We start from the raw sequence: 22,191 nt of genomic DNA on the forward strand, positions 1-22,191 counted from the left end.
GCAGCCGCCGTTAACATCTCTGATTTGTACTCCCATATAGTCTGCCTATACAGATGATTCAAATGATGGCTGGCATCTTCGCCGGCCCCAAGAGGAGACCGGCAAGCCCGGGACATCACGACCATGCGTTTTTCGATCCTGCCAGCTTTCATTCTGCTGCTGCCGCTCGCCGAAATTGCCGGTTTCGTCGTCGTCGGCCGGGCAATCGGATTGTGGCTGACACTGGCGCTCGTCATGCTTGGCTTCGTTCTCGGGATGGTTCTTCTGCGCCGGCAGGGCATCGGTATTTTGCGCCGCATGTCGAGCGAAGGACGAAACGGGGTGATGCCGGGCCGCGAGCTGCTGCGGCCGGCGATGAACGTCATCGCCTCGCTGCTGCTCATCATTCCCGGTTTCATCACGGATGTCATCGCAATCCTGATCCTCATTCCGCCGGTGCGTGATTTTGTCTGGCGGTGGGTCGCCAAACGCTTCGTCACCGTCAACGCCAGGACCGGCTTTTCCACTGGCCCGAAACCGGATTTCCGCGACCGCAACCGGAATTCGAAGGTGGTCGATCTCGACGACGAGGACTATCATAGGGAGCCGGACCGCAAATCGCCATGGTCGGGCAAACATCTCGGAGATTGAGGCGCTTCGACCGACCAGCGGTGCCAAGCGCTCAGGGTTGTAAGCCCTTCCCTGAAATGTTAGATGGCGGCACCATTCCCATGCCCCTCGAGGAAAAGCCAATGGCAGACGATAACAACACCAACGGTGCGGCCAGCCCCACCCTTTCGATCCTTGCGCAATATACCAAGGATCTCTCCTTCGAAAATCCGGGTGCGCCGCGTTCGCTGCAGGCACGCGACAAGGCGCCGACGATCAACATCAATGTGAACGTCAACGCCAACCCGCTTTCGGATACGGATTTCGATGTCGTGCTGTCGCTGAATGCCGAAGCCAAGGACGGCGACAAGACGGTGTTCCATACCGAACTTGCTTATGGCGGCGTCTTCCGCGTCGCCGGTTTCCCGCAGGAACACATGCTGCCGGTTCTCTTCATCGAGTGCCCGCGCATGCTCTTCCCCTTCGCCCGTCAGATCATCGCCGACGTCACCCGCAACGGCGGTTTCCCGCCGCTGATGATCGACCCGATCGACTTCACGCAGATGTTCGCCCAGCGCGTTGCCGAAGAACAGGCCCGCGCCAAGGTTCAGGCGGTTCCGAACTGATCTGATCTTTTCGGTTTTGAGATGCGGATGCCCGGGCAAGTCCCGGGCATTTTCAATTGAGGCCGTTTAATTGGGGCGGGCGTATTTCGCCCAGATGCCTTTTTCGCCGAGCTTGGCGACGAGCGCCTCATGTGCCTGCGTCTCGGACTGGCTGAGGCGGGGGGCAAGCGGGCGGGGCCGCTCGAGCACGGATGCAATCACCACATCGTCTTCCTCACTCGCATCCCCGCGACCGTTCTGACCTGATGTCGCGGTCATGCTCAGGCCGAAAGCTGCCTGCCTGCCGCCGATCATCTCGATATAGACCTCGGCGAGAAGTTCGGAGTCGAGCAGCGCGCCGTGTTTGGTGCGGTGCGAATTGTCGATGCCGTAACGCCGGCAGAGCGCGTCGAGCGAATTCGGCCCCATCGGATGTTTGCGCCGCGCCATCGACAGTGTGTCAACCACCCGCTCCGGCAGGATCGGCGGCATACCGATCCGCGCCAATTCGGCGTTGATGAAGCCCATATCGAAGGTGGCGTTGTGGGCAATCCACTTGGCGTCGCCGAAGAAGGCAAGAATTTCCTCGGCAACCTCAGCGAAGGGCTTCTTGTCCTTCAGGAATTCGTCGGTGATGCCGTGCACGGCGAGCGCATCCGGATGAACCTTCTGATCGCCGGGATTGATGAAGATATGGATCACGTTGCCGGTCGGGAAATGATTGAAAAGCTCGATGCCGCCGATTTCGATGATGCGGTCGGCGCGGTTGTCGAGGCCGGTGGTTTCCGTATCGAAGATGATCTCACGCATTCCGGAAATCTCCCTTGGCAATCCGCGTTTTCAGGTCGGCGATAATCTCGAGCACCTGTTCCTTCGTCTCCGAGATACTGCGGCTGCTGTCGATCAGATAATCCGCCCGGCGCCGTTTTTCCGCGTCCGGCGTCTGGCGTGAGAGAATCATCTCGAATTTTTCCTCGGTCATGCCTTCGCGCGCAAGCACCCTCTCCCGTTGAATCTGTGGACCGGCACTGACGACGACGACGACATCCACTCTTTCCCAGGCGTTGGTTTCGAAGAGCAACGGAATATCGAGCACGACCATCCCGGCGCCAGCGCGGCGCTGCTGTCTTAAAAATTCAGTCTCGCGTTTGCGCACGAGTGGATGGACGATCGCTTCCAGGCGTTTGAAGCCGCCGGGATCAAGCGCCAGCTGACGGCCAAGTTCGTGCCGGTCGACGGCTCCATCCTTCAACGTGCCGGGAAAGGCGGCATCCACCAGGGGTGCGGCCTCGCCGGCATAGAGATCGTGGACCACGGCATCCGAATCGTTCAGCGGGATCCCGGCCTCGGCAAAGAGCTTGCCCGCCGTCGATTTTCCCATACCGATGGAGCCGGTCAGTCCGATCTTCAGCATCAGTGTGCTTCCATATCCGCGATGATCAGCGCGCGCAGTGCCGCATCGACGACAGGACGCTTGCCGAACCATTTTTCGAATCCCGGCACGGCCTGATGCAACAGCATGCCGAGACCATCGACGATCGGAAATCCCTGTTCTTGCGCCTGCGCCAGGATCGGCGTCTTCAAGGGGACATAGACGATATCGGTGACGACGGCCCCAGCCGCGAGAGGGGTGAAATCGAGCTGCGGTGCGGCCTCGCCGTCCATGCCGAGCGAGGTGGTATTGATGAAGAGGCCGGCGCCTTTGATGACCTCGGCCAGCGCGCCGATCGGGTGGGCCTGAACTTTCGGGCCAAAGCGATCGGCCAGTTCACGGGCGCGTTCCACGGTGCGGTTGACGACATGGATCGTCTTGAAACCGCGGTCGCGAACCGCCTGGATGATCGCCCGGCTGGCGCCGCCGGCGCCGAAGACGACCGCCGTGTCCTGGCGGTCCCAGCCCGGATGGCGTTCGTCGAGATTGGCAGTAAAGCCGCGGCCGTCGGTGTTCGTCGCATGCAACAGGCCATCGTCCAGCCAAAGCGTGTTCGAGGCGCCGAGCTCGTGCGATAGTTCGTCCGGCCTGTCGGCGAGACGGAAAGCCAGTTCCTTGTGGGGAATGGTGACATTGCCGCCGGTGAAGCCGGAACTGCCGTCCTTCAGCGAAGCGACAAAATCGGCAAAGGCCTCGGGCGCCACTTCGTGGGCGCGATAGCTGCCCGGCAGACCGAGCGTCTTCAGCCAGTATCCGTGGATCAACGGCGAGCGCGAATGCTTGACCGGAAAGCCCGTGACAAACGCTTTCGCCCCGAATGTTTCACGTGAATCACCCATCGATCGCTCCGAGTTCGCGTAGTTTTTCTAGAAGCGGCAGCATCGGCAGGCCGAGAATGGTGAAATAATCACCTTCGATTTTCTCGAACAGCTGAATGCCCTCCCCTTCCAGCTGATAGGCGCCGACGCTGGAGAGCGCCTTGTCGCCGACCCGGGCCAGGTGCCGGCCAATGAAATCCGCCGTCAACGGCCGCATGGTCAGATCGGCATGGGCGAGATGTCCCCACACCACAGCCCCGTTGCGGACGATTGCCACAGCGCTGTTCAGTCGATGCGTTGCTCCCGAAAGAGTCTGGAGGTGATTTGCCGCTTCGGCCATATCCGTCGGCTTGTGGAAGACGCGATCGTCGAGTGACATCGTCTGATCCGAACCGATGACCAGGCCATCGGGGAAACGGCTGCTGACCTCTTTCGCCTTGGCCTTGGCCAGAACGAGAGCAACGGCATCCGGTTTAGCGCCGGCTTTTTCCAACGGGGCTTCGACCGCCCGTTCATCGATCCGCGCGGCATGCGCCTCGAAGGATAGGCCGGCATTTTCCATCAGCATCCGTCGAAACGGGCTCGACGATGCAAGGATGAGTTTTGTTGTCATAGGCTCCTCGACGTACCGGCTGCCGGTCAGCGCTTAGCGCAGCTTTGGACGCAGGGCAACGATTGCCGCTGCGGTTTCCTCGATGGAGCGGCGAGTGACGTCGATCAGCGGCCAGTTATGGCGAGCGCAGAGCGAGCGGGCATATTTCAGCTCCTCGGATATTGCGGCGCGATCGGTATAGTGTTCACGATCGAAGCCATGCGTCGCGCCGAGGATGCGATTTTCCCGCACCTGGGAGATACGATCGGTGGTGGCGATCAGGCAGACAATCAGCGGCTTGGTCGTCGTGAACAGGCTCTCCGGCAACGGCACGCCATAAACGATCGGAATGTTCGCCGTCTTGATGCCACGGTTGGCAAGGTAGATGCTGGTCGGCGTTTTCGACGTGCGGCTGATGCCGATGATGACGACATCGGCATCATTATAATCGTCCGGCATCTGGCCATCGTCATGATCCATGGTGAAATTCAACGCTTCGATGCGCGCGAAGTATCCGGCATTCATCACATGCTGGGCGCCGACCCGACGGCGCGACGGGGCGCCGAGATAGATCTGAAACGCATTCATGACCGGCTCCAGGACGTTCACCGAGGCGACACCCATCTCGACGCAGCGCTCATCGATCAGGCTCGCAAGCTCTCGGTCGATGATTGTGTAGAGCACGATGCCGGGGGCGTCATCGATCGCCTGCAGAACCGGCAGCAGCTGCTTGCGGTTGCGGATCAGCGGATAGACATGTTCGATCGGCTGAGCGGATTTGAACTGCGCCGATGCGGCGCGGCCGGCGGAGATCAGAGTCTCTCCCGTTGAGTCAGAAATCAGATGCAGATGAAAGAAGTTCGTTCTGTTCTCCACGCTATTTTCCACTGCCTGTTGAAAAGACTGGATGAAACAGAGCTAAGGCGGCAGGGCTGCTCCCGGCAAGGGAAAACATGCCCCTTTATCCACATTTCGAATTTTGCAGATCGCTTTCGGCAGGCCCTGTGGACGATGTGGAAGAGGTTGATTTGTCGTAACGAGGTCCACAGCTTATCCACAGCCGCAAGAAAAAACTTCTGTCCGGAAGGATTTGGAATCATTTTCAGATTCGGTTTCTCCGCAAACTTTCGATGGAATAGCGAAATCCTTCCCATATTTTTTGCGAGCACGCGACAAATGGCAACGGCGGTGGATGGATTTTAATCCTTGATAGACACCGACTCTAAGAAATAGAAACCTTTTAAAATATCTTTGATTTTTTATAGGGAAGACGCGCTTGAACGACACGCGCCGAAAGATCATGAGGGTTCTCGATGGCGAAAGCCTCTCCCCTCCTCCTCTCTGGCTGATGAGACAGGCGGGACGTTATCTCCCGGAATATCGGCAGACGCGAGCAAAGGCCGGGAGTTTCCTTGATCTCTGCTATACGCCCGATCATGCCGTCGAAGTGACATTGCAGCCGATCCGCCGTTATGGCTTTGACGCCGCCATTCTGTTTTCCGATATCCTGGTCATTCCCGATGCAATGAAGCGGAACGTCCGTTTCACCGAGGGCCATGGCCCGGAGATGGATCCGATCGATGAAGCCGGTATCGGGCGATTGAACGGGGAAGAGGTCGTCGATTATCTCAGACCGGTCCTGGAAACGGTGCGGCGGCTGCGCCAGGAGTTGCCTGATGAGACGACGTTGCTCGGCTTCTGCGGGGCACCATGGACGGTTGCGACCTATATGATTGCCGGCCACGGCACGCCGGATCAGGCCCTCGCCCGTCTCTTCGCCTACAAACATCCCCGCGCCTTCGAACAGCTGCTTATGCTGCTTGCCGACGTCTCGGCGGATTATCTCGTCGCTCAGATCGATGCCGGCGCCGATGCCGTGCAGATCTTCGATTCCTGGGCTGGCGTTCTCGGCGAGAGGGAGTTCGAGGCGTTCGCGATCCGACCAGTTGCGCGAATGATTGCTTCGGTCAAATCGCAGCGGCCGCACGCGCGGATCATCGCCTTCGCCAAGGGCGCCGGTTACCAGCTGAAGAAATATCGCCAGAAGACGGGCGCCGATGCGATCGGCCTCGACTGGTCGGTGCCTTTGGCCTTTGCCGCCGAACTTCAGAAGGACGGACCGGTACAGGGCAATCTCGATCCGATGCGCGTCGTTGCCGGCGGCCGGGCGCTGGAAGAGGGTATTGACGATATCCTGCAGCATCTCGGCCATGGACCGCTGATCTTCAATCTCGGCCACGGCATTACACCGCAGGCCGACCCCGATCATGTGCGCCTGCTGGTCGATCGCGTGCGAGGCGCCCAGATGCGAGGCGGGAAGTGACGATGGAAAGGCAGACCGATCGCAGACCCGGGGCTTATGCCCGCCGGCGCGCCCATTTTGCGCTGGTTTTCTTTGCGCTGATGGCGGTCGGGCTTTTCGCCTGGAACCCTGATAATCTCTATCTCTGGATCAAGGCGCTCCATATCATCGCGGTGATTTCCTGGATGGCCGGGTTGTTCTATATGCCGCGGCTGTTCATCTACCACACGGATGCCGAACCGGGCTCGGTGCAATCGGAAACCTTCAAGGTGATGGAGCGCCGGCTGCTTCGCATCATCATGACGCCGGCGATGATGCTGACATGGATTTTCGGCCTCTATCTCGCCTGGTCCGTCTATGGATTCCAGGGCGGCTGGCTGCATGCCAAGATCGGCCTCGTTGTGCTGCTGACCGGTGTTCATATGTTTTTCAGCCGCGCGGTCCGCGCCTTCGAGCGAGATGAAAATCGCCGCTCGGCGCGCTATTGGCGCTTCATGAACGAGGCGCCGACCTTGCTGATGATCGTGATCGTGATCCTCGTGGTGGTGAAGCCCTTCTGAGCCGAAAATCGCCCTCAGGTTAAATTTGCTTCATTTTAAGCAGCCCTCTTGCGGCGGCGATTGCGACTCGCTATTTTCCGCGCAACTCATCTACGTGGCATGTGTGTAGAGTTCAGTCGTCTGCGAGCCCTTTCGCAGTACCGAATACGACCCAACATCGCCTTTCCCCTTCAAAATTGAAAAGAGTATTGGTCACTTCATGGCTGAAATGAAGCTTCAGGAACTTAAAAGCAAATCCCCGACGGATCTTCTGGCTTTCGCCGAATCGCTCGAGGTCGAGAATGCCAGCACGATGCGCAAGCAGGAGCTGATGTTTGCGATCCTCAAAATGCTTGCCAGCCAGGATGTCGAAATTATCGGCGAAGGGGTCGTCGAGGTCCTGCAGGATGGTTTCGGTTTTCTGCGTTCGGCCAATGCAAACTACCTGCCGGGTCCGGACGATATCTATATCTCCCCGTCGCAGATCCGCCGGTTCTCGCTCAAAACAGGCGATACGGTCGAAGGGCCGATCCGAGGACCAAAAGAAGGCGAGCGCTATTTCGCGCTGCTGAAAGTCAACACCATCAATTTCGACGATCCGGAAAAGATCCGTCACAAGGTTCATTTCGACAATCTGACGCCGCTCTATCCGAACGAGCGCTTCAAGATGGAACTCGAGATCCCCACTTCCAAGGATCTTTCGCCGCGCGTCATCGACCTGGTGGCGCCGCTCGGCAAGGGCCAGCGCGGACTGATCGTTGCGCCGCCGCGCACCGGTAAGACCGTGCTGCTGCAGAACATCGCCCATTCGATCACGGCAAACCATCCGGAATGCTATCTCATCGTTCTTCTGATCGATGAACGCCCCGAGGAAGTGACCGACATGCAGCGTTCCGTTCGCGGCGAGGTCATCTCCTCGACCTTCGACGAGCCGGCCGTGCGTCACGTCCAGGTGGCGGAGATGGTCATCGAAAAGGCGAAGCGCCTTGTCGAGCATGGCCGCGACGTCGTCATCCTGCTCGATTCGATCACCCGCCTCGGCCGTGCCTATAACACGGTCGTTCCCTCCTCAGGCAAGGTTCTGACCGGTGGTGTCGACGCCAACGCCCTGCAGCGGCCGAAGCGTTTCTTCGGTGCTGCCCGCAATATCGAGGAAGGCGGCTCGCTGACGATTATCGCCACGGCGCTGATCGATACCGGCAGCCGCATGGACGAAGTCATCTTCGAAGAGTTCAAGGGTACCGGCAACTCGGAAATCGTCCTTGATCGCAAGGTCGCCGACAAGCGTATCTTCCCGGCGATGGACATCCTGAAGTCCGGCACGCGTAAGGAAGACCTGCTCGTTCCACGCCAGGATCTGCAAAAGATCTTTGTCCTCCGCCGCATTCTGGCGCCGATGGGAACGACCGATGCAATCGAATTCCTGATCGACAAGCTGAAGCAGACGAAGAACAACTCCGACTTCTTCGACTCGATGAATACATAATCCTTAGCCGGATTCATCCTATAGAAGCTGGAGGCATCCGAACGATGTCGCCAGCTTTTCTGTTTGGCAGGATCGATTCGGGCTCGAACCGAAACAGGCGATATGGCCATGCTGCATGATACGATCTATGCGCTATCGAGCGGTGCCACACCCTCAGGTGTGTCGGTCGTTCGTATCAGCGGCCCGTTGACCAAAGACATATTGGCGGGGCTCGTCGGATCGGTGCCGACAGCCCGATATGCTGTACGGCGAACGATTCGGACTCGTAACAACCAGCCGATCGACAGCGGCCTCGTATTGTTTTTTCCTGGGCCACACTCGTTTACCGGTGAAGATGTCGCCGAATTGCAGCTGCACGGCAGCAAAGCCGTGCTGGCGGCGCTGTTTGAGGCTCTTGGTGAAATGCCAGGCGTTCGGATGGCGGTTGAGGGCGAGTTCTCCCGCCGCGCCTTTGAAAACGGCAAGCTCGATCTCGTGGAAGTCGAAGGCCTGGCCGATCTTATCGGCGCAGAAACCGAGATGCAGCGGCGTCTTGCGGTCGAACAGAGCGCGGGCGGGCTTTCCCTGGTTTATGATTCGTGGGCGGAACGATTAACGCGCGCCCGCGCGCTGATCGAAGCGGAACTTGATTTTCCCGACGAGGATGATGTTCCAGGCTCGGTCTCAGACATGGTCTGGGCTGATATGGAAAGGCTGCGCCATGATATTGGGCAGCACCTCTCGGCAGCCTCGGCGGGAGAGATTATCCGGGACGGCTTTAAGGTGGTCATCGCCGGGGCGCCGAACGCGGGGAAATCCAGTCTGCTGAACGCTCTCGCACGACGCGACGTGGCGATCGTCACGGATATCGCCGGAACGACTCGCGATGTCCTGCAGGTCGATCTCGATATTGATGGCTACCTGATCAAGCTATACGACACGGCGGGTCTTCGCGAGGCGGACGATCGGGTTGAAATGGAGGGCGTGCGGCGCGCACGTGTCGCGCTCCGTGATGCCGATCTGGTGTTGCTGCTGGTCGACATGACGACCCCCTGCTCCCTGACGACTTGGACCAGGCTTCGCCACATGTTACTGTCGGGACGAAGAAGGATCTCGTGGATGTCGTCTCGGGTCATTACGATCTGCAGATTTCGACGGCAACGGGTGACGGCTTGTCGGAGTTGCGGCAGATGATCGGCAACAGCGTTGCGACGCGATTTACCGGCCTGTCCATGGCAATTCCAAGCCGCCAACGGCATAAGGATTCGCTGGCGAAATGTTTGGCGGCGCTTGAGAACGCTATCGCGGCGACGGATGTCAATCTTGAGCTGCGCACCGAACAGCTTCGTATTGCTGCGGACTATTTGGGCAGAATTACCGGCAGAGTGGATGTCGAGCAGCTGCTCGGAGTGATCTTCTCAGAGTTTTGTATTGGCAAGTGATTCACGTGAAACACCGAGGTTTATGCCGCGGTTTCACCTGAAACGACCGGTGGATTTGGAGTATCGGATGACCGATAAAGTCTATGATGTCATTGTGATCGGTGGCGGCCATGCGGGGTCGGAAGCCGCCAGTGCGGCCGCGCGCCTTGGCGCCAAAACCGCTTTGGTGACACATAGGAGGGATACGATCGGGGTGATGTCCTGCAATCCGGCGATCGGCGGGCTCGGCAAGGGCCATTTGGTTCGCGAGATCGACGCGATGGACGGGCTCATGGGGCGCGTCGCCGACGTCGCCGGCATCCAGTTCAGGATACTGAACAAGAAAAAAGGCGCGGCTGTGCGCGGACCGCGGACCCAGGCCGATCGAAAACTTTATCGTTTGGCGATGTTGGCGGCGATCGAGGCGACTGCCGGTTTGGATATCGTCGAAGGCGACGCCTTTGATCTGAAAGTCATCGATGGCCGCGTGGCCGGGGTGATCATGCAGGATGGTCGCGTGCTTGGAGCGGCGGCCGTTGTTCTGACGACCGGGACCTTTCTTCGCGGCCTCATTCATATCGGTTCAGAAAAGACGCCGGCTGGTCGCGTTGGCGAAGCACCGTCGATGGGGCTGTCGGCCACCCTGGCCAGGCTGGGATTGCGGCTGGGACGGTTGAAGACCGGGACACCGGCGCGGCTGGATGGAAGGACCATCGACTGGCAGGCCATTGGCCGGCAGGGGGCCGACGAGGAGCTTACCCCCTTCTCGCTGATGACCGATGCGATTACCACTCCGCAGATCGAATGCGGAGTCACCCGGACGACCGAGGCGACACACCGCATCATCGTCGACAACATCATGCGGTCGGCCATGTATTCCGGCCAGATCGAAGGCGTGGGTCCGCGCTATTGTCCGTCGATCGAAGACAAGCTGGTCAAGTTCGGAGAGCGGGACGGACATCAGGTCTTTCTTGAGCCTGAAGGTCTGGACGATGATACCGTCTATCCGAATGGGATCTCGACATCTCTGCCGGCAGAGGTCCAGGCTGAATTCATCAAGACGATTCCCGGTCTCGAGAGGGCGAGAATCATCCAGCCGGGTTATGCGATCGAATATGATCATGTCGATCCGAGAGAGCTGACGCCCTCGCTCGAGGTCAAACGGCTGAGGGGCCTGTTTCTCGCGGGCCAGATCAACGGCACCACCGGCTACGAGGAGGCGGCCGCCCAGGGTTTGGCCGCGGGACTGAACGCTGCACTGCAAAGCAGCGATTCGGATCCGTTTCATTTCAGCCGCACAAACTCGTATATCGGGGTGATGATTGATGACCTCACGTCGCGCGGCGTTACGGAACCGTATCGAATGTTTACATCGCGCGCTGAGTATCGGCTGACATTGCGCGCTGATAATGCCGATATGCGCCTGACACCGTTGGCGATACAACTCGGATGCGTGAGCGGCGAACGAGAACGGCGATTCACACGCTATCAGACAGAGATCGAAGCGAGTCGGGCGCTGCTGAAGTCACTGACGGTGACGCCGAACGAGGCGCGGCGCGTCGGTTTGAACATCAATCTCGACGGCCAGCGCCGGACGGCTTATGACCTGCTCTCCTATCCGAATTATGATTTTGATGTCCTGCGAAAGGTGTGGCCTGAAGAGTTGGGGACGGTTGCCGGAAAAGTCGCGGAGGCATTGGAAATCGAAGCGGGCTATTCGGTATATCTCGATCGGCAGGCCGCGGCGATTGCCGATCAGCAGCGCGACGAGGAACGGCATATACCGGCGGATTTCGACTATGCGGCGCTTTCCGGCCTTTCGAACGAGCTCAAGGCCAAGCTCGGCGCTGCTCGGCCTTTCAATATTGCCCAGGCCGCAATCGTTGAAGGAATGACGCCTGCGGCCGTCGCGCTATTGCTCGCGCATCTGCGTAGACGCAACACCTCCGAGCGATATAGCGCCTAGATACAAGATATTGAGAGTGAGAATGGAATTAAACGGCTTACGTGTTTCACGTGAAACACAGGAACGGCTGCAACACTTCGCGGCGCTTTTTCAGAAATGGGCAAAAACCATAAACCTGGTGGCGCCGTCAACGCTCGATGATCTCTGGAATCGGCACATCGCAGACAGCAGCCAAGTGTTTCAGATCCATCCCAAGCCGGTTATCTGGGTCGATCTCGGAAGCGGCGGCGGCTTTCCCGGTGTCATCACGGCGATCTTCCTGGCCGAATTGCGGGACGGATGGGTGCATCTGGTCGAGAGCAATCATAAGAAGGCAGCCTTTCTCCGGACAGCGCTGCGGGAAACAAATGCCCGCGGGAGTGTGCACAGCACCCGGATCGAAGATGCCCATGCAGAGATCGGTGAATGCAGGGCAATTTCGGCCCGGGCGCTCGCCGACCTCGATGGACTCCTCGAATATTCTGCTCCCTGGATGCTGGGTGAAGAAGATTGCCGCGGCTTTTTTCATAAAGGCCGGGATTACCTGAGGGAAATCGACAAAGCACGTGGTCGGTGGGAATTCGATCTGTTAGAACATAATAGCGCCGTCGAGCAGGAATCTGTCATTCTGGAAATATCGAATCTCCGGCGCTTGGTTTAACAGATCGGATATTGCGGCAATGGCTGGCGAACGACATCGGATTATCACCATCGCAAATCAAAAGGGTGGCGTTGGCAAGACGACCACCGCTATCAATCTGGCAACGGCGCTCGCTGCTATCGGCGAGCGTGTCCTGATCGTCGATCTCGATCCGCAGGGCAATGCCAGCACCGGCCTAGGCATCGACCGTCGAGATCGCAAGCTCTCCTCGTACGATCTGATGATCGGCGAGCGCGGAATCACCGAAGTGACACTCGAAACCGCTGTGCCCAATCTCTTCATCGTTCCTTCGACGATGGATCTGCTCGGTGTCGAGATGGAGATTTCGCAGCAGAGCGATCGGGTGTTCAAATTGCGCAAGGCCCTGTCATCGCCCGAAGCCATGGCATTTTCGTATATACTCCTGGATTGCCCGCCCTCGTTCAACCTGCTGACGATGAATGCGATGGCGGCAGCCCATTCGGTGCTCGTGCCGCTGCAGTGTGAGTTCTTCGCTCTTGAGGGGCTGAGCCAATTGCTCGAGACCGTCAGCCAGGTTCGCCGGACGGTTAACCCGCGCCTAGATATTCAGGGGATCGTCTTGACGATGTTCGATGCGCGCAACAATCTTGCCCAGCAAGTGGTCAATGATGTGCGGACGCATCTCGGCGAAAAGGTTTACCACACGTTAATTCCGCGCAACGTGCGGGTTTCCGAGGCGCCCTCCTACGGCAAGCCGGCCATTCTCTATGACCTGAAATGTGCGGGCAGCCAGGCCTATCTGCAGCTTGCCTCGGAGGTCATTCAACGCGAGCGCCAGAGGCTGGCGGCGTAGTTATCATTGCAGGGGTGAGTTTGGATCATGAATGACGATGTATCGAAAAGGCGATTGGGCCGTGGCCTTGCGGCGCTGATTGGCGAAATGGATCAGCCTGTCCCGGTGGAAGCCGAGCGGACGATTAGTGCCGACAGAATGATCCCGATCGAGTTCGTCAGCCGCAATCCCCGCAATCCTCGTCGATTCTTCGATGACACCGAACTGCACGATCTCGCCAGCTCCATTCGCCAGCACGGTATCGTCCAGCCGATCGTCGTGCGGACAATGGACCGCGACCGATACGAGATCATCGCCGGCGAGCGACGCTGGCGCGCCGCTCAACTGGCTGGGCTGATCGAAATCCCTGTTATTGTCCGGGACGTGGATGACAAGACGGCGCTGGAGATCGCCATTGTCGAAAACGTGCAGCGCGCCGATCTCAATCCCCTCGAAGAGGCCCTGGGTTACGAGCAGCTGATTGCCGAATATGGTTATACGCAAAACGACCTCGGCGAAATCATCGGCAAGAGCCGCAGCCACGTTGCAAACTCGTTGCGGCTATTGAAACTGCCCGATCCGGTTCGCGATCTGCTGGCCGCGGGCAGCTTGTCGGCCGGGCATGCGCGCGCACTGGTTTCGACGCCGGATCCGGCAGGTCTTGCTCGCACGATCGTTGCCAAAGGCATGTCGGTGCGCGATGCCGAAAAGCTGGCGCAAAACAATATCAAAGCTCAATCCGAGCCGCAGCTGTCCGCCTCGCGGCGAGATCAGAAGGACTCAGATACGCTGGCTTTGGAGCGGACGCTATCCGACGCACTGGGCCTCGATGTTGCGATCAATCACAAGACGAGCGGCGGCCAGATCAAAATTTCCTATAAGTCGCTAGAACAGCTCGAAGAAATCTGCCGTCTGCTTGAAAGGCGATAATGCATTTTGCCGGGAGTTGCGCGGCAGTTCCGGCTAACGACATCATTAGTAGAGCTTCGGGTCAGGCGGGTTTGCGGCCGGATTGAAGGGTGGTGGAAAGAAGCGTCTGCATCGCCACGCTATCCTCCAGCACCTGTCGCCGTCGGCCTTGAAGAATGGCGGCCTGTAGACGATTGGATTCACGCGCGATGGCTTCCGCGGTCCAATGGCGCAAGGCCTGTTCGATGATTGGCTTGCGGCGGAAGTGCAAATGACGGCCCATCGTCTGCATGATCTGAGGCGTCTGCAGGCGTTTTTCTTCCATTTCGGCGCGCATGGTATCGAGAAGCTGAAACTGCTTCAGGCATGCCTGCAACACAAGAAAGATCGCGGTTTTAGAGCTGCTGATCTTCTGCATTGCGTGCAAAAAACCGTTGAGATCGCCGCTTAAAATGGCGTCGACGGCATCGTCAACGGAGATCGCACTGGCATCGCCGATTATTTCGGTAACGTGATGTTCTTCGACCGTCGGGAAGCCGCGGCAATAGAGAGCAAGTTTGCGCACCTCGTTGCGTGAAGCGATGCGGTCGCCGCCGATCAAGGCAATCAGCGCTTGGCGGGCGGCTGGCGTGATGCCGAGCTTTTCTGCGCTCAATTCGGCATCGATGAGAGTGTTGAGGGCGCGGCTGTCATCGGCATAAGACGGGATCGTCATGATCGATCGCGCGGCCTCGGCCGTCTTGCGCAGCAGCGAACCCTTCTTCAAGTCGCCGGCTTCGACGATCAGATGGGCGGCTTCGAGTGGCTTTCCGGCCAGCAGCGCCAAGGGGTCGACAAGATATTTTTCATTGGCGGCGCCGCGGATCCAGATTAGCTTCTCACCGCCGAACAGTCCGATAGACTGGGCCTCGTCGACCAACCGTCCGGGATCCTTCTGCAGGTCGCCGATATCGAGTTTGGTCAGCGAGAAGGGATCATCGAGAGCCACACCGGTCTTACCGGCCAGCTGAGCGGCCCGCTCGGACACGAGACCGCGGTCTGGTCCGTAAACGACGAAGATCCGATAGTTCCGCGCCGATTTCTGCAGGAAGGTTTCGAATTCGTGGGATTTTATCTCCGCCACATCCCCGCCCTCAGCGGCTGAGCGCAGCGGCGATATCGGCCCCGACGAATTCCGCTACCTGATCGGCCGCACGGTTCTGGGCATCGCGGATTGCCCGCTGCTTGGCGAACTCCTGGTCAGGGAAATCCACCAGTGCCGTGGTCGAGCGGCTGCCGGCCTTGATGACGTGGTTATCGGTCGCCGCGCGCAGCGTGTAGGTAACGCTGACGGTGACACGACCGGCTCGCGACGTATCGGCCGAATCCGTAAGCAGCGTATCAGCCACAGACGAAGTGACGTGCAGATCGACCTGATAGTCCGGTTTTTCAGGTTCGCCGGCACCACGCGACGCCATGAAGATCAAATGATTGCGGACCTGCTGCTCGATCCGGCTGCCTGCCGGGGAAAAGCCGACCGCGGCAAGCTTTTCGGTGAGACCGGAATTTTCCGAATAAAGCGGCCGGACCTGGCAGGCAGAGAGAAAAGCTGCGGAGGCAAGGATCATGGCGATGCCGGCGTTGCGGGCCAGCTTGCAAGCGATATCAAACGACAATGTTCACAATCCTTTGGGGAACCACGATGATCTTCTTCGGTGCCTGTCCGTTCAGCGCGTTCTTCACCGCATCCAGATCCAGCACGGCCCTGGTGACGGCATTCTGATCTGCATCGCGAGAAATTGTCAATTCAGCGCGTTTCTTGCCGTTGATCTGGACCGGCAGGACGACATCATTTTCGATGACGAGTGTTTCGTCGTATTGCGGCCAGCCGGTCCGGGCAAGCAGCCCTTCATTGCCGAGTGCCGCCCAGCATTCCTCAGCCAGATGCGGCGTCATGGGCGCGACGAGCTGGATCAGGATCTCGGCGGCATCGCGCACTGCCGCGCGATAGGTAGCATCACCCTCGCCCGCCGCAACCCTGGTCATCGGTGCGGCCAGCGCGTTCACCAGCTCATAGATCCGGGCAACGGCTTTGTTGAACCAGAGCTTGTCATAATCGTTCTCGACAGCCTTCAGGGTCCTGTGAGCAGCCTGGGAGATTGACAGTGCTTCCCCCTCGGTTGCCGGCGCAGGCGCGACGGCGGACAGTGCGTCCGCGGCTTCGGAAATCAGCCGCCACAGACGCTGGGTGAAACGATGGGCGCCTTCGACGCCGGCTTCGGACCAGATCACATCACGCTCCGGCGGAGAGTCGGACAGAACGAAGAAACGGGCTGTATCGGCGCCATAAGAGGCGATGATATCGTCGGGATCGACGACGTTCTTCTTCGATTTCGACATCTTCTCGATCGAGCCGATGGCAATTTCCTCACCCGTCGTCAGCAGAAGGGCGCGGCGTTTGCCGTCGATCTCCTCGACGCGGATGTCGGCCGGCGCCACCCACTCACGGCTGCCGCCTGCACCGCGGCTATATGTTTCATGCACTACCATGCCTTGGGTGAAGAGACCCTTGAAGGGCTCCGTGGCGGCGACATGGCCGGTCTCGCGCATGGCGCGGGTGAAGAAGCGGGAATAGAGCAGGTGCAGGATCGCATGCTCGATGCCGCCGATATATTGGTCGACAGGCAGCCAACGGTTAGCCGCCTCAGGATCGGTTGGCTTTCCTTCCCAAGGGGCGGTGAAGCGAGTGAAGTACCAGCTCGAATCGACAAATGTGTCCATCGTATCCGTCTCACGGCGGGCGTCCTTGCCGCAGGTCGGGCAGGAGACGTGCCGCCAGGTCGGATGACGGTCGAGCGGATTGCCAGGCTGGTCGAAGGTGACGTCGTCCGGCAGCTTGACCGGCAAATCTTTCTTCGGCACCGGCACGACGCCGCAATCATCGCAATGGATGACCGGGATTGGGCAACCCCAATAACGCTGCCGGGAAATGCCCCAGTCGCGCAGGCGGAAATTGACCTTGCGCTCGCCCTGCGGCGCATTGCCGAGCGAAGCGGCCGACAGGCGGTCGGCAACAATATTGAAGGCTTCTTCCGTCGACTTGCCGTCGAGGAAGCGCGAATTGATCATTACGCCATCGCCGTCATATGCCGTGTCGCCGACGGAAAAGCTCGCCGCATCGCCATCCTTCGGCATGACGACGGCCACGACCGGCAGGCCATATTTTCGGGCAAAATCAAGGTCGCGCTGGTCGCCCGAGGGGCAGCCGAAGATCGCGCCGGTGCCGTAATCCATCAGCACGAAATTGGCGACATAGACGGGCAGCTCCCAGGAGGGGTCAAGCGGATGGCGGACGCGGATGCCGGTATCCATGCCCTTTTTCTCGGCGGTCTCGAGGGCGGCGAGCGAGGTGCCGGCGCGGCGGCACTCCTCGCAGAAGGCTTCGATATCGGCATTCTTTGCGGCGGCATCCTTTGCCAGCGGGTGATCGGCGGCAATCGCCAGGAAGGAGGCGCCGAACAGCGTGTCGGGCCTGGTCGTATAGACGGTGATCTCGGTTTCACCGGCGGGTGCCGTCTCCGCGACGATCTCCCAGCGGATCGTCAGGCCTTCCGACCGGCCGATCCAGTTCTTCTGCATCAATCGCACTTTTTCCGGCCACTGGTCGAGCGTATCCAGCGCGTCGAGCAGATCCTGGCTGAAATCGGTGATCTTGAAGAACCATTGCGTCAGTTCGCGCTGTTCGACCAGTGCGCCGGAACGCCAGCCGCGGCCGTCGATCACCTGCTCGTTGGCGAGCACGGTATTGTCGACTGGATCCCAGTTGACCTTCGACTGCTTGCGATAGACCAGGCCCTTCTCCAGGAAATCCAGGAAGAGATGCTGCTGGTGCTGGTAATATTCGACGTCGCAGGTGGCGAATTCGCGGCTCCAGTCCAGCGAAAGCCCCATGGCCTTCAGCTGTGCCTTCATCGAGCCGATATTCTGGTAGGTCCAGGAGGCCGGGTGCACGCCGCGCTCCATGGCGGCGTTCTCCGCCGGCATGCCGAAGGCGTCCCAACCCATCGGATGCAGCACGTTGTAACCGCGGGCGCGCTTGTAGCGGGCGACGACATCGCCCATGGCGTAATTGCGGACATGGCCCATGTGGATGCGCCCCGACGGATAGGGGAACATTTCGAGGACGTAATATTTTTCGCGCGGATCTGAATTGTCGGTCTCGAAGACCTTGTCTTCGTTCCATTTCTGCTGCCAGCGGGGCTCGGCATCGCGCGGATTATAACGTTCGGTGGCCATGGTATTCAAAATTCCGGAAAATCAGGGGAGGTCGGTCGAGACCTTCACCATGAAACCACGGTAGCGTCAAGTTTTGCAGGCGCTGCAAGCGGCCGATCTTCATCTTGGCCGGGCGATTTCGCGAGAGCGGGTCTTGGCAAGCACAGATTGGCTGGTTAGTTCATTGCCAATCCTTTCATGCTGGTATGTCGAGGCAGAACGATGGAACTTCAAGAGCGCTTGAACGACGTGCGGTCGCGGATTGCGGCTGGTGAACGCCAGGCAGCCCGCCCTGCGGGTTCCGTTCAGCTCGTCGCGGTGTCGAAGACCTTCGAGGCGGAGGCGATCCGCCCGGCCATCGACGCCGGGCAGCGCGTCTTCGGCGAGAACCGGGTGCAGGAGAGCCAGGGCAAGTGGCCGGCGCTGAAGGCCGAGCGGCCGGATATCGTGCTGCACCTGATCGGACCGCTGCAATCGAACAAGGCGGCGGATGCAGTGGCGCTTTTCGACGTCATCGAGACGGTGGATCGCGAAAAGATCGCCCGCGCGCTTGCCGAGGAGATGAAACGGCAGGACAAGAGGCCGCGGCTCTACGTCCAGGTCAATACCGGGCTCGAGCCGCAGAAGGCCGGCATCGCGCCTGACGATACGCCTGCCTTCGTTAGCCTTTGCCGCGACGAACTCGGTCTTTCCATCGAAGGTCTGATGTGCATTCCGCCGGCCGACGAAAATCCCGGGCCGCATTTCGCCCTGCTTGCAAAGCTCGCGCTCAAATGCGGCGTCGAAAAACTGTCCATGGGCATGTCGGGCGATTACGAGACGGCCATCGCCTTCGGCGCCACCAGCGTGCGCGTGGGATCGGCGATTTTCGGCGCCCGCTGATACTCTGCTTTGGTCGGGCTTCCCCTTCCCCCTACTGCTGCCTAGATTGATATCGAGGCTTGCATATCCTGGGGAGGAGCAGATGCAGAACGGCTATCATCAGGCTTATGCCGCCTGGAAACGGGATCCCGAAGCCTTCTGGCGCGAAGCCGCCGCCGAGATCGACTGGTTCAGACCGCCAGAGCGGGTATTTTCGCCCGAGGAAGGCGTCTATGGCCGCTGGTTCTCAGGGGCCGAAACCAATACCTGCCACAATTGCCTGGACCGGCATGTGACTGCCGGGCGTGGTGGCCAGACGGCTGTGATCTTCGACAGTGCGATGACCGGCGAGAAGCGCCGTTTCACTTACGACGAAGTCCTTGACGAAGTGAAGGCCATCGCTGCGACGCTTGTTGATCTCGGGATCGGTCGAGGCGATCGCGTGATCCTCTATATGCCGATGGTGCCGCAGGCGGTGTTTTCGATGCTCGCCTGCGCCCGCATCGGTGCGGTTCACTCCGTCGTCTTCGGTGGTTTCGCCGCCAGCGAGCTTGCTGCCCGCATCGATGATTGCGGTGCGAAGCTGGTGATCACCGCAAGCTGCGGGCTCGAGCCCGGCCGCATCGTCGCCTATAAGCCCCTGGTCGACCAGGCGCTCATGCTGGTGCGTTCGAAGCCGGAGCACTGTCTCGTCGTGCAGCGGCCGGAGCTTCGGGCGGATCTCGTCAGCGGCCGCGATCAGGATTTCGAGGCGGCGGTGGCGCAGCATCGCGGCGCCGAGATCGCCTGTGTTCCGGTCAAGGCGACCGACCCGCTCTATATCCTTTACACCTCGGGCACCACCGGTCAGCCGAAGGGCGTCGTGCGCGACAATGGCGGCCATATGGTCGCGCTCAACTGGTCGATGCGGAATATCTACGGCTTGAAGCCGGGTGAAGTCTTCTGGACGGCTTCGGATATCGGCTGGGTCGTCGGGCACTCCTACATCGTCTATGCGCCGCTGATCTCGGGCGTCACCACCCTGATCTTCGAGGGAAAGCCAATCGGCACCCCGGATGCCGGCGCGTTTTGGCGCATTGTTTCGGAATATCATGTGCGGGTGCTCTTCACGGCGCCGACGGCGTTCCGCGCCATCCGCCGGGAGGACGGCGACGGCGAACTGATGCGGCGATATCCGATGCCGGATCTGCGGGCGCTGTTTCTTGCCGGCGAGAGGGCGGACCCGGAGACCTTGAAATGGGCGGAGCGTATGCTCGCCATACCGGTCATCGACCACTGGTGGCAGACGGAGACTGGCTGGCCGATCGCCGCCAATCCGCTTGGCCTCGGCGCCCTTCCCGTCAAACCTGGTTCGCCGGCGCTGCCGATGCCCGGCTACGACATCGCCGTTCTCGACGATGCCGGCCATCCGATCGAAGCGGGAACGCTCGGCAATATCGTCATAAGGCTTCCGCTGCCGCCGGGCTGCCTGCCGACCCTCTGGAATGCGGACGACCGTTTCCGGTCGGCCTATCTCGACGAGTTTCCCGGCACCTACAAGACTGCCGATGCCGGCTATGTCGACGAGGACGGTTATCTCTTCATCATGTCACGCACCGACGACATCATCAATTGCGCCGGTCATCGGCTCTCCACCGGGGCGATGGAGGAAGTCTGCGCGCGTCATCCCGATGTCGCCGAATGCGCGGTCATCGGCGTGATCGACAGGTTGAAGGGTCAGGTGCCATGCGGATTCCTGGTGCTGAAACGGAATGTTTCGCGCGAGGTGACGACGATCGAATCAGAGGTGGTGGCGTTGATTCGCGATCAGATCGGGCCTGTCGCCGCCTTCAAGATGGCGATCGCCGTTAACCGGTTGCCGAAGACGCGCTCCGGCAAGATCCTGCGCGGGACGATGCAGAAAATCGCCGACGGCATACCCTGGAAAATGCCTGCAACCATTGATGATCCAACGATTTTGGAGGAAATTGCCGAGGCGCTGCGCCGGCGTGGTTTGGGCTCTCTGCCGATGTGAAATTAAACATTCCGTAAGCCTGATTGAGGAATCGTTAAGCGGCTGAAAGACGCGCGAATGCCTTCTCGATTCTGGAACGGATCATGACAAGCATCCTTACCAACAACGCTGTCACGGCAGCGCTGCAGACTTTGCGCCGCATAACGACAGCCTCAAGGACACCCAGCGTCGCGTTTCCTCGGGTTATCGCGTCGAAAAGGCGGCTGACAATGCCGCCTACTGGTCGATTGCCACGACCATGCGTTCTGACAACAAAGCACTCGCAGCCGTCTTCGATGCCCTCGGGCTCGGCGCGGCCAAGGTCGACACCGCCTATTCGACCATGGACAGCGCGCTCGACGTCCTCAGCGACATCAAGGCGAAGATCGTCGCCGCCGCGGAAAAAGGCGTCGACAATACGAAGATCCAGCAGGAGCTCGAACAGCTGCTCGGCACCGCTCAATCGGCCTGAAAACTGGGTTGTCGGCGCTGGCGGCACGAAGGGCGTGGTTTTCTCCTTCGTGCGTGACGGCAGCAATGCCGTCTCGGTCAGTATGACGGACTATGTGCTCGATCTCGGGCTTACTTGGAAACTTGCTCTTCGGGATGAGGAGCACCGGTGCGATCGAGACCACAGCGGGATCATCGGCACGGACTCAATGGAAGCCATGGCGGCACTGTCATCGTCATGGCGTCGTCTATGATCTCGACATCACCAATTTCGCCCAGGGCCAGCTCGATTCAGCCCTGACCGGCGTCGAACTGGTTCTAGGTGCCATGACGGCCGCCGGCTCGGCGCTGGGCTCGAGCTCGACCTGTATCCAGCTGCTGGAAAATTTCGTCAGCGGTCTTCACGATCCGATCGACTCCGGCGTCGACCGCCTGGTCGATGCCGATATGGAAGAGCAATCGAGCAAGCTCTCGGCGTTGCAGAGGCAGCAGCAGCTCGCCGTCGAGTCGCTGTCGATCGCCCAGAACATCCTCACCCTGTTCCGCAGCTAATCCGCAACAAA

19 protein-coding genes and 2 pseudogenes are annotated in these 22,191 nt (G+C 59.7%); 13 read left to right on the plus strand and 8 right to left on the minus strand.

The genetic code is table 11. From position 1 onward, the window contains the following. Positions 1-123: 123 nt before the first annotated feature. Positions 124-630 (plus strand): FxsA family protein, encoded by a 507-nt coding sequence (locus ACS4RS_RS07870; protein WP_439011423.1) that lies wholly within the window; start codon positions 124-126, stop codon positions 628-630. A gap of 101 nt (positions 631-731) precedes the next feature. After that, positions 732-1,214 carry a protein-export chaperone SecB gene (secB, locus tag ACS4RS_RS07875; protein WP_439011422.1) on the plus strand — a complete coding sequence of 161 codons (483 nt, stop codon included), beginning with the start codon at positions 732-734 and terminating at the stop codon, positions 1,212-1,214. A gap of 66 nt (positions 1,215-1,280) precedes the next feature. Here secB and dnaQ read toward each other — a convergent pair whose 3' ends face one another. Genes dnaQ through ACS4RS_RS07900 form a run of 5 tightly spaced genes read right to left on the minus strand, consistent with a single transcriptional unit; the run spans position 1,281 to position 4,911 of the window. Further along, a complete protein-coding gene (gene dnaQ / locus ACS4RS_RS07880; protein WP_439011421.1) occupies positions 1,281-2,003 on the minus strand; it encodes a DNA polymerase III subunit epsilon in 723 nt (240 codons plus the stop codon). Beyond that, a complete protein-coding gene (gene coaE, locus ACS4RS_RS07885; RefSeq protein WP_439011420.1) occupies positions 1,996-2,607 on the minus strand; it encodes a dephospho-CoA kinase in 612 nt (203 codons plus the stop codon). Before coaE ends, dnaQ begins: the two co-directional genes overlap by 8 nt. Next, positions 2,607-3,464 carry a shikimate dehydrogenase gene (locus ACS4RS_RS07890; protein WP_439011419.1) on the minus strand — a complete coding sequence of 286 codons (858 nt, stop codon included), beginning with the start codon at positions 3,462-3,464 and terminating at the stop codon, positions 2,607-2,609. Before ACS4RS_RS07890 ends, coaE begins: the two co-directional genes overlap by 1 nt. Continuing rightward, entirely contained in the window at positions 3,457-4,056 is a 600-nt protein-coding gene (locus ACS4RS_RS07895) for a Maf-like protein (RefSeq protein ID WP_439011418.1), read from the minus strand. The genes ACS4RS_RS07890 and ACS4RS_RS07895 overlap by 8 nt, the downstream gene beginning before the upstream one ends. Positions 4,057-4,089: 33 nt before the next feature. Next, complete coding sequence (locus ACS4RS_RS07900; protein ID WP_439011417.1) at positions 4,090-4,911, minus strand: pyruvate, phosphate dikinase/phosphoenolpyruvate synthase regulator; 822 nt, start codon at positions 4,909-4,911, stop codon at positions 4,090-4,092. 400 nt (positions 4,912-5,311) lie between these two features. Between ACS4RS_RS07900 and hemE the strand changes: the two genes are divergently transcribed. From hemE to ACS4RS_RS07940, 8 genes and pseudogenes are all read left to right on the plus strand, one after another. Then, positions 5,312-6,358: a uroporphyrinogen decarboxylase gene (gene hemE, locus ACS4RS_RS07905; protein WP_439011416.1), complete on the plus strand. Its 1,047-nt coding sequence runs from the start codon at positions 5,312-5,314 to the stop codon at positions 6,356-6,358. Between the two features lie 2 nt (positions 6,359-6,360). Then, on the plus strand, positions 6,361-6,897 hold the full coding sequence (gene hemJ, locus ACS4RS_RS07910; RefSeq protein WP_184376342.1) for a protoporphyrinogen oxidase HemJ: 537 nt from the start codon (positions 6,361-6,363) through the stop codon (positions 6,895-6,897). A 199-nt stretch (positions 6,898-7,096) separates the two neighbouring features. After that, positions 7,097-8,362 carry a transcription termination factor Rho gene (rho, locus tag ACS4RS_RS07915; protein ID WP_003589536.1) on the plus strand — a complete coding sequence of 422 codons (1,266 nt, stop codon included), beginning with the start codon at positions 7,097-7,099 and terminating at the stop codon, positions 8,360-8,362. A 102-nt stretch (positions 8,363-8,464) separates the two neighbouring features. Next, positions 8,465-9,783 (plus strand): annotated as a pseudogene (gene mnmE, locus ACS4RS_RS07920) (tRNA uridine-5-carboxymethylaminomethyl(34) synthesis GTPase MnmE). A gap of 67 nt (positions 9,784-9,850) precedes the next feature. After that, entirely contained in the window at positions 9,851-11,728 is a 1,878-nt protein-coding gene (gene mnmG, locus ACS4RS_RS07925; protein WP_439011413.1) for a tRNA uridine-5-carboxymethylaminomethyl(34) synthesis enzyme MnmG, read from the plus strand. Between the two features lie 22 nt (positions 11,729-11,750). Next, positions 11,751-12,368: a 16S rRNA (guanine(527)-N(7))-methyltransferase RsmG gene (gene rsmG / locus ACS4RS_RS07930; RefSeq protein ID WP_449313937.1), complete on the plus strand. Its 618-nt coding sequence runs from the start codon at positions 11,751-11,753 to the stop codon at positions 12,366-12,368. 19 nt (positions 12,369-12,387) lie between these two features. Beyond that, positions 12,388-13,182: a ParA family protein gene (locus ACS4RS_RS07935; RefSeq protein WP_003589541.1), complete on the plus strand. Its 795-nt coding sequence runs from the start codon at positions 12,388-12,390 to the stop codon at positions 13,180-13,182. A 27-nt stretch (positions 13,183-13,209) separates the two neighbouring features. After that, the gene (locus ACS4RS_RS07940) at positions 13,210-14,091 is read left to right on the plus strand and encodes a ParB/RepB/Spo0J family partition protein (protein WP_439011412.1); all 882 of its coding nucleotides are present in this window, start codon (positions 13,210-13,212) and stop codon (positions 14,089-14,091) included. A 61-nt stretch (positions 14,092-14,152) separates the two neighbouring features. Here the strand turns inward: ACS4RS_RS07940 and holA are convergent, their stop codons facing one another. From holA to leuS, 3 genes are read right to left on the minus strand one after another with little or no spacing between them, the layout of a single operon-like run. Then, positions 14,153-15,193 (minus strand): DNA polymerase III subunit delta, encoded by a 1,041-nt coding sequence (gene holA / locus ACS4RS_RS07945; RefSeq protein WP_439011411.1) that lies wholly within the window; start codon positions 15,191-15,193, stop codon positions 14,153-14,155. 10 nt (positions 15,194-15,203) lie between these two features. Further along, complete coding sequence (gene lptE, locus ACS4RS_RS07950; protein ID WP_439011410.1) at positions 15,204-15,725, minus strand: LPS assembly lipoprotein LptE; 522 nt, start codon at positions 15,723-15,725, stop codon at positions 15,204-15,206. Then, on the minus strand, positions 15,715-18,345 hold the full coding sequence (gene leuS / locus ACS4RS_RS07955; RefSeq protein WP_439011409.1) for a leucine--tRNA ligase: 2,631 nt from the start codon (positions 18,343-18,345) through the stop codon (positions 15,715-15,717). Before leuS ends, lptE begins: the two co-directional genes overlap by 11 nt. Positions 18,346-18,546: 201 nt before the next feature. Between leuS and ACS4RS_RS07960 the strand changes: the two genes are divergently transcribed. From ACS4RS_RS07960 to ACS4RS_RS07970, 3 genes and pseudogenes are all read left to right on the plus strand, one after another. Continuing rightward, the gene (locus ACS4RS_RS07960; RefSeq protein WP_439011408.1) at positions 18,547-19,206 is read left to right on the plus strand and encodes a YggS family pyridoxal phosphate-dependent enzyme; all 660 of its coding nucleotides are present in this window, start codon (positions 18,547-18,549) and stop codon (positions 19,204-19,206) included. Positions 19,207-19,288: 82 nt separating this feature from the next. Beyond that, on the plus strand, positions 19,289-21,199 hold the full coding sequence (locus ACS4RS_RS07965; RefSeq protein ID WP_439011407.1) for a propionyl-CoA synthetase: 1,911 nt from the start codon (positions 19,289-19,291) through the stop codon (positions 21,197-21,199). 83 nt (positions 21,200-21,282) lie between these two features. Continuing rightward, positions 21,283-22,180 (plus strand): annotated as a pseudogene (locus ACS4RS_RS07970) (flagellin N-terminal helical domain-containing protein). Positions 22,181-22,191 lie beyond the last annotated feature (11 nt).

The sequence above is a fragment of the Rhizobium sp. F40D2 genome, from assembly GCF_051810745.2.
Taxonomy (GTDB): domain Bacteria; phylum Pseudomonadota; class Alphaproteobacteria; order Rhizobiales; family Rhizobiaceae; genus Rhizobium.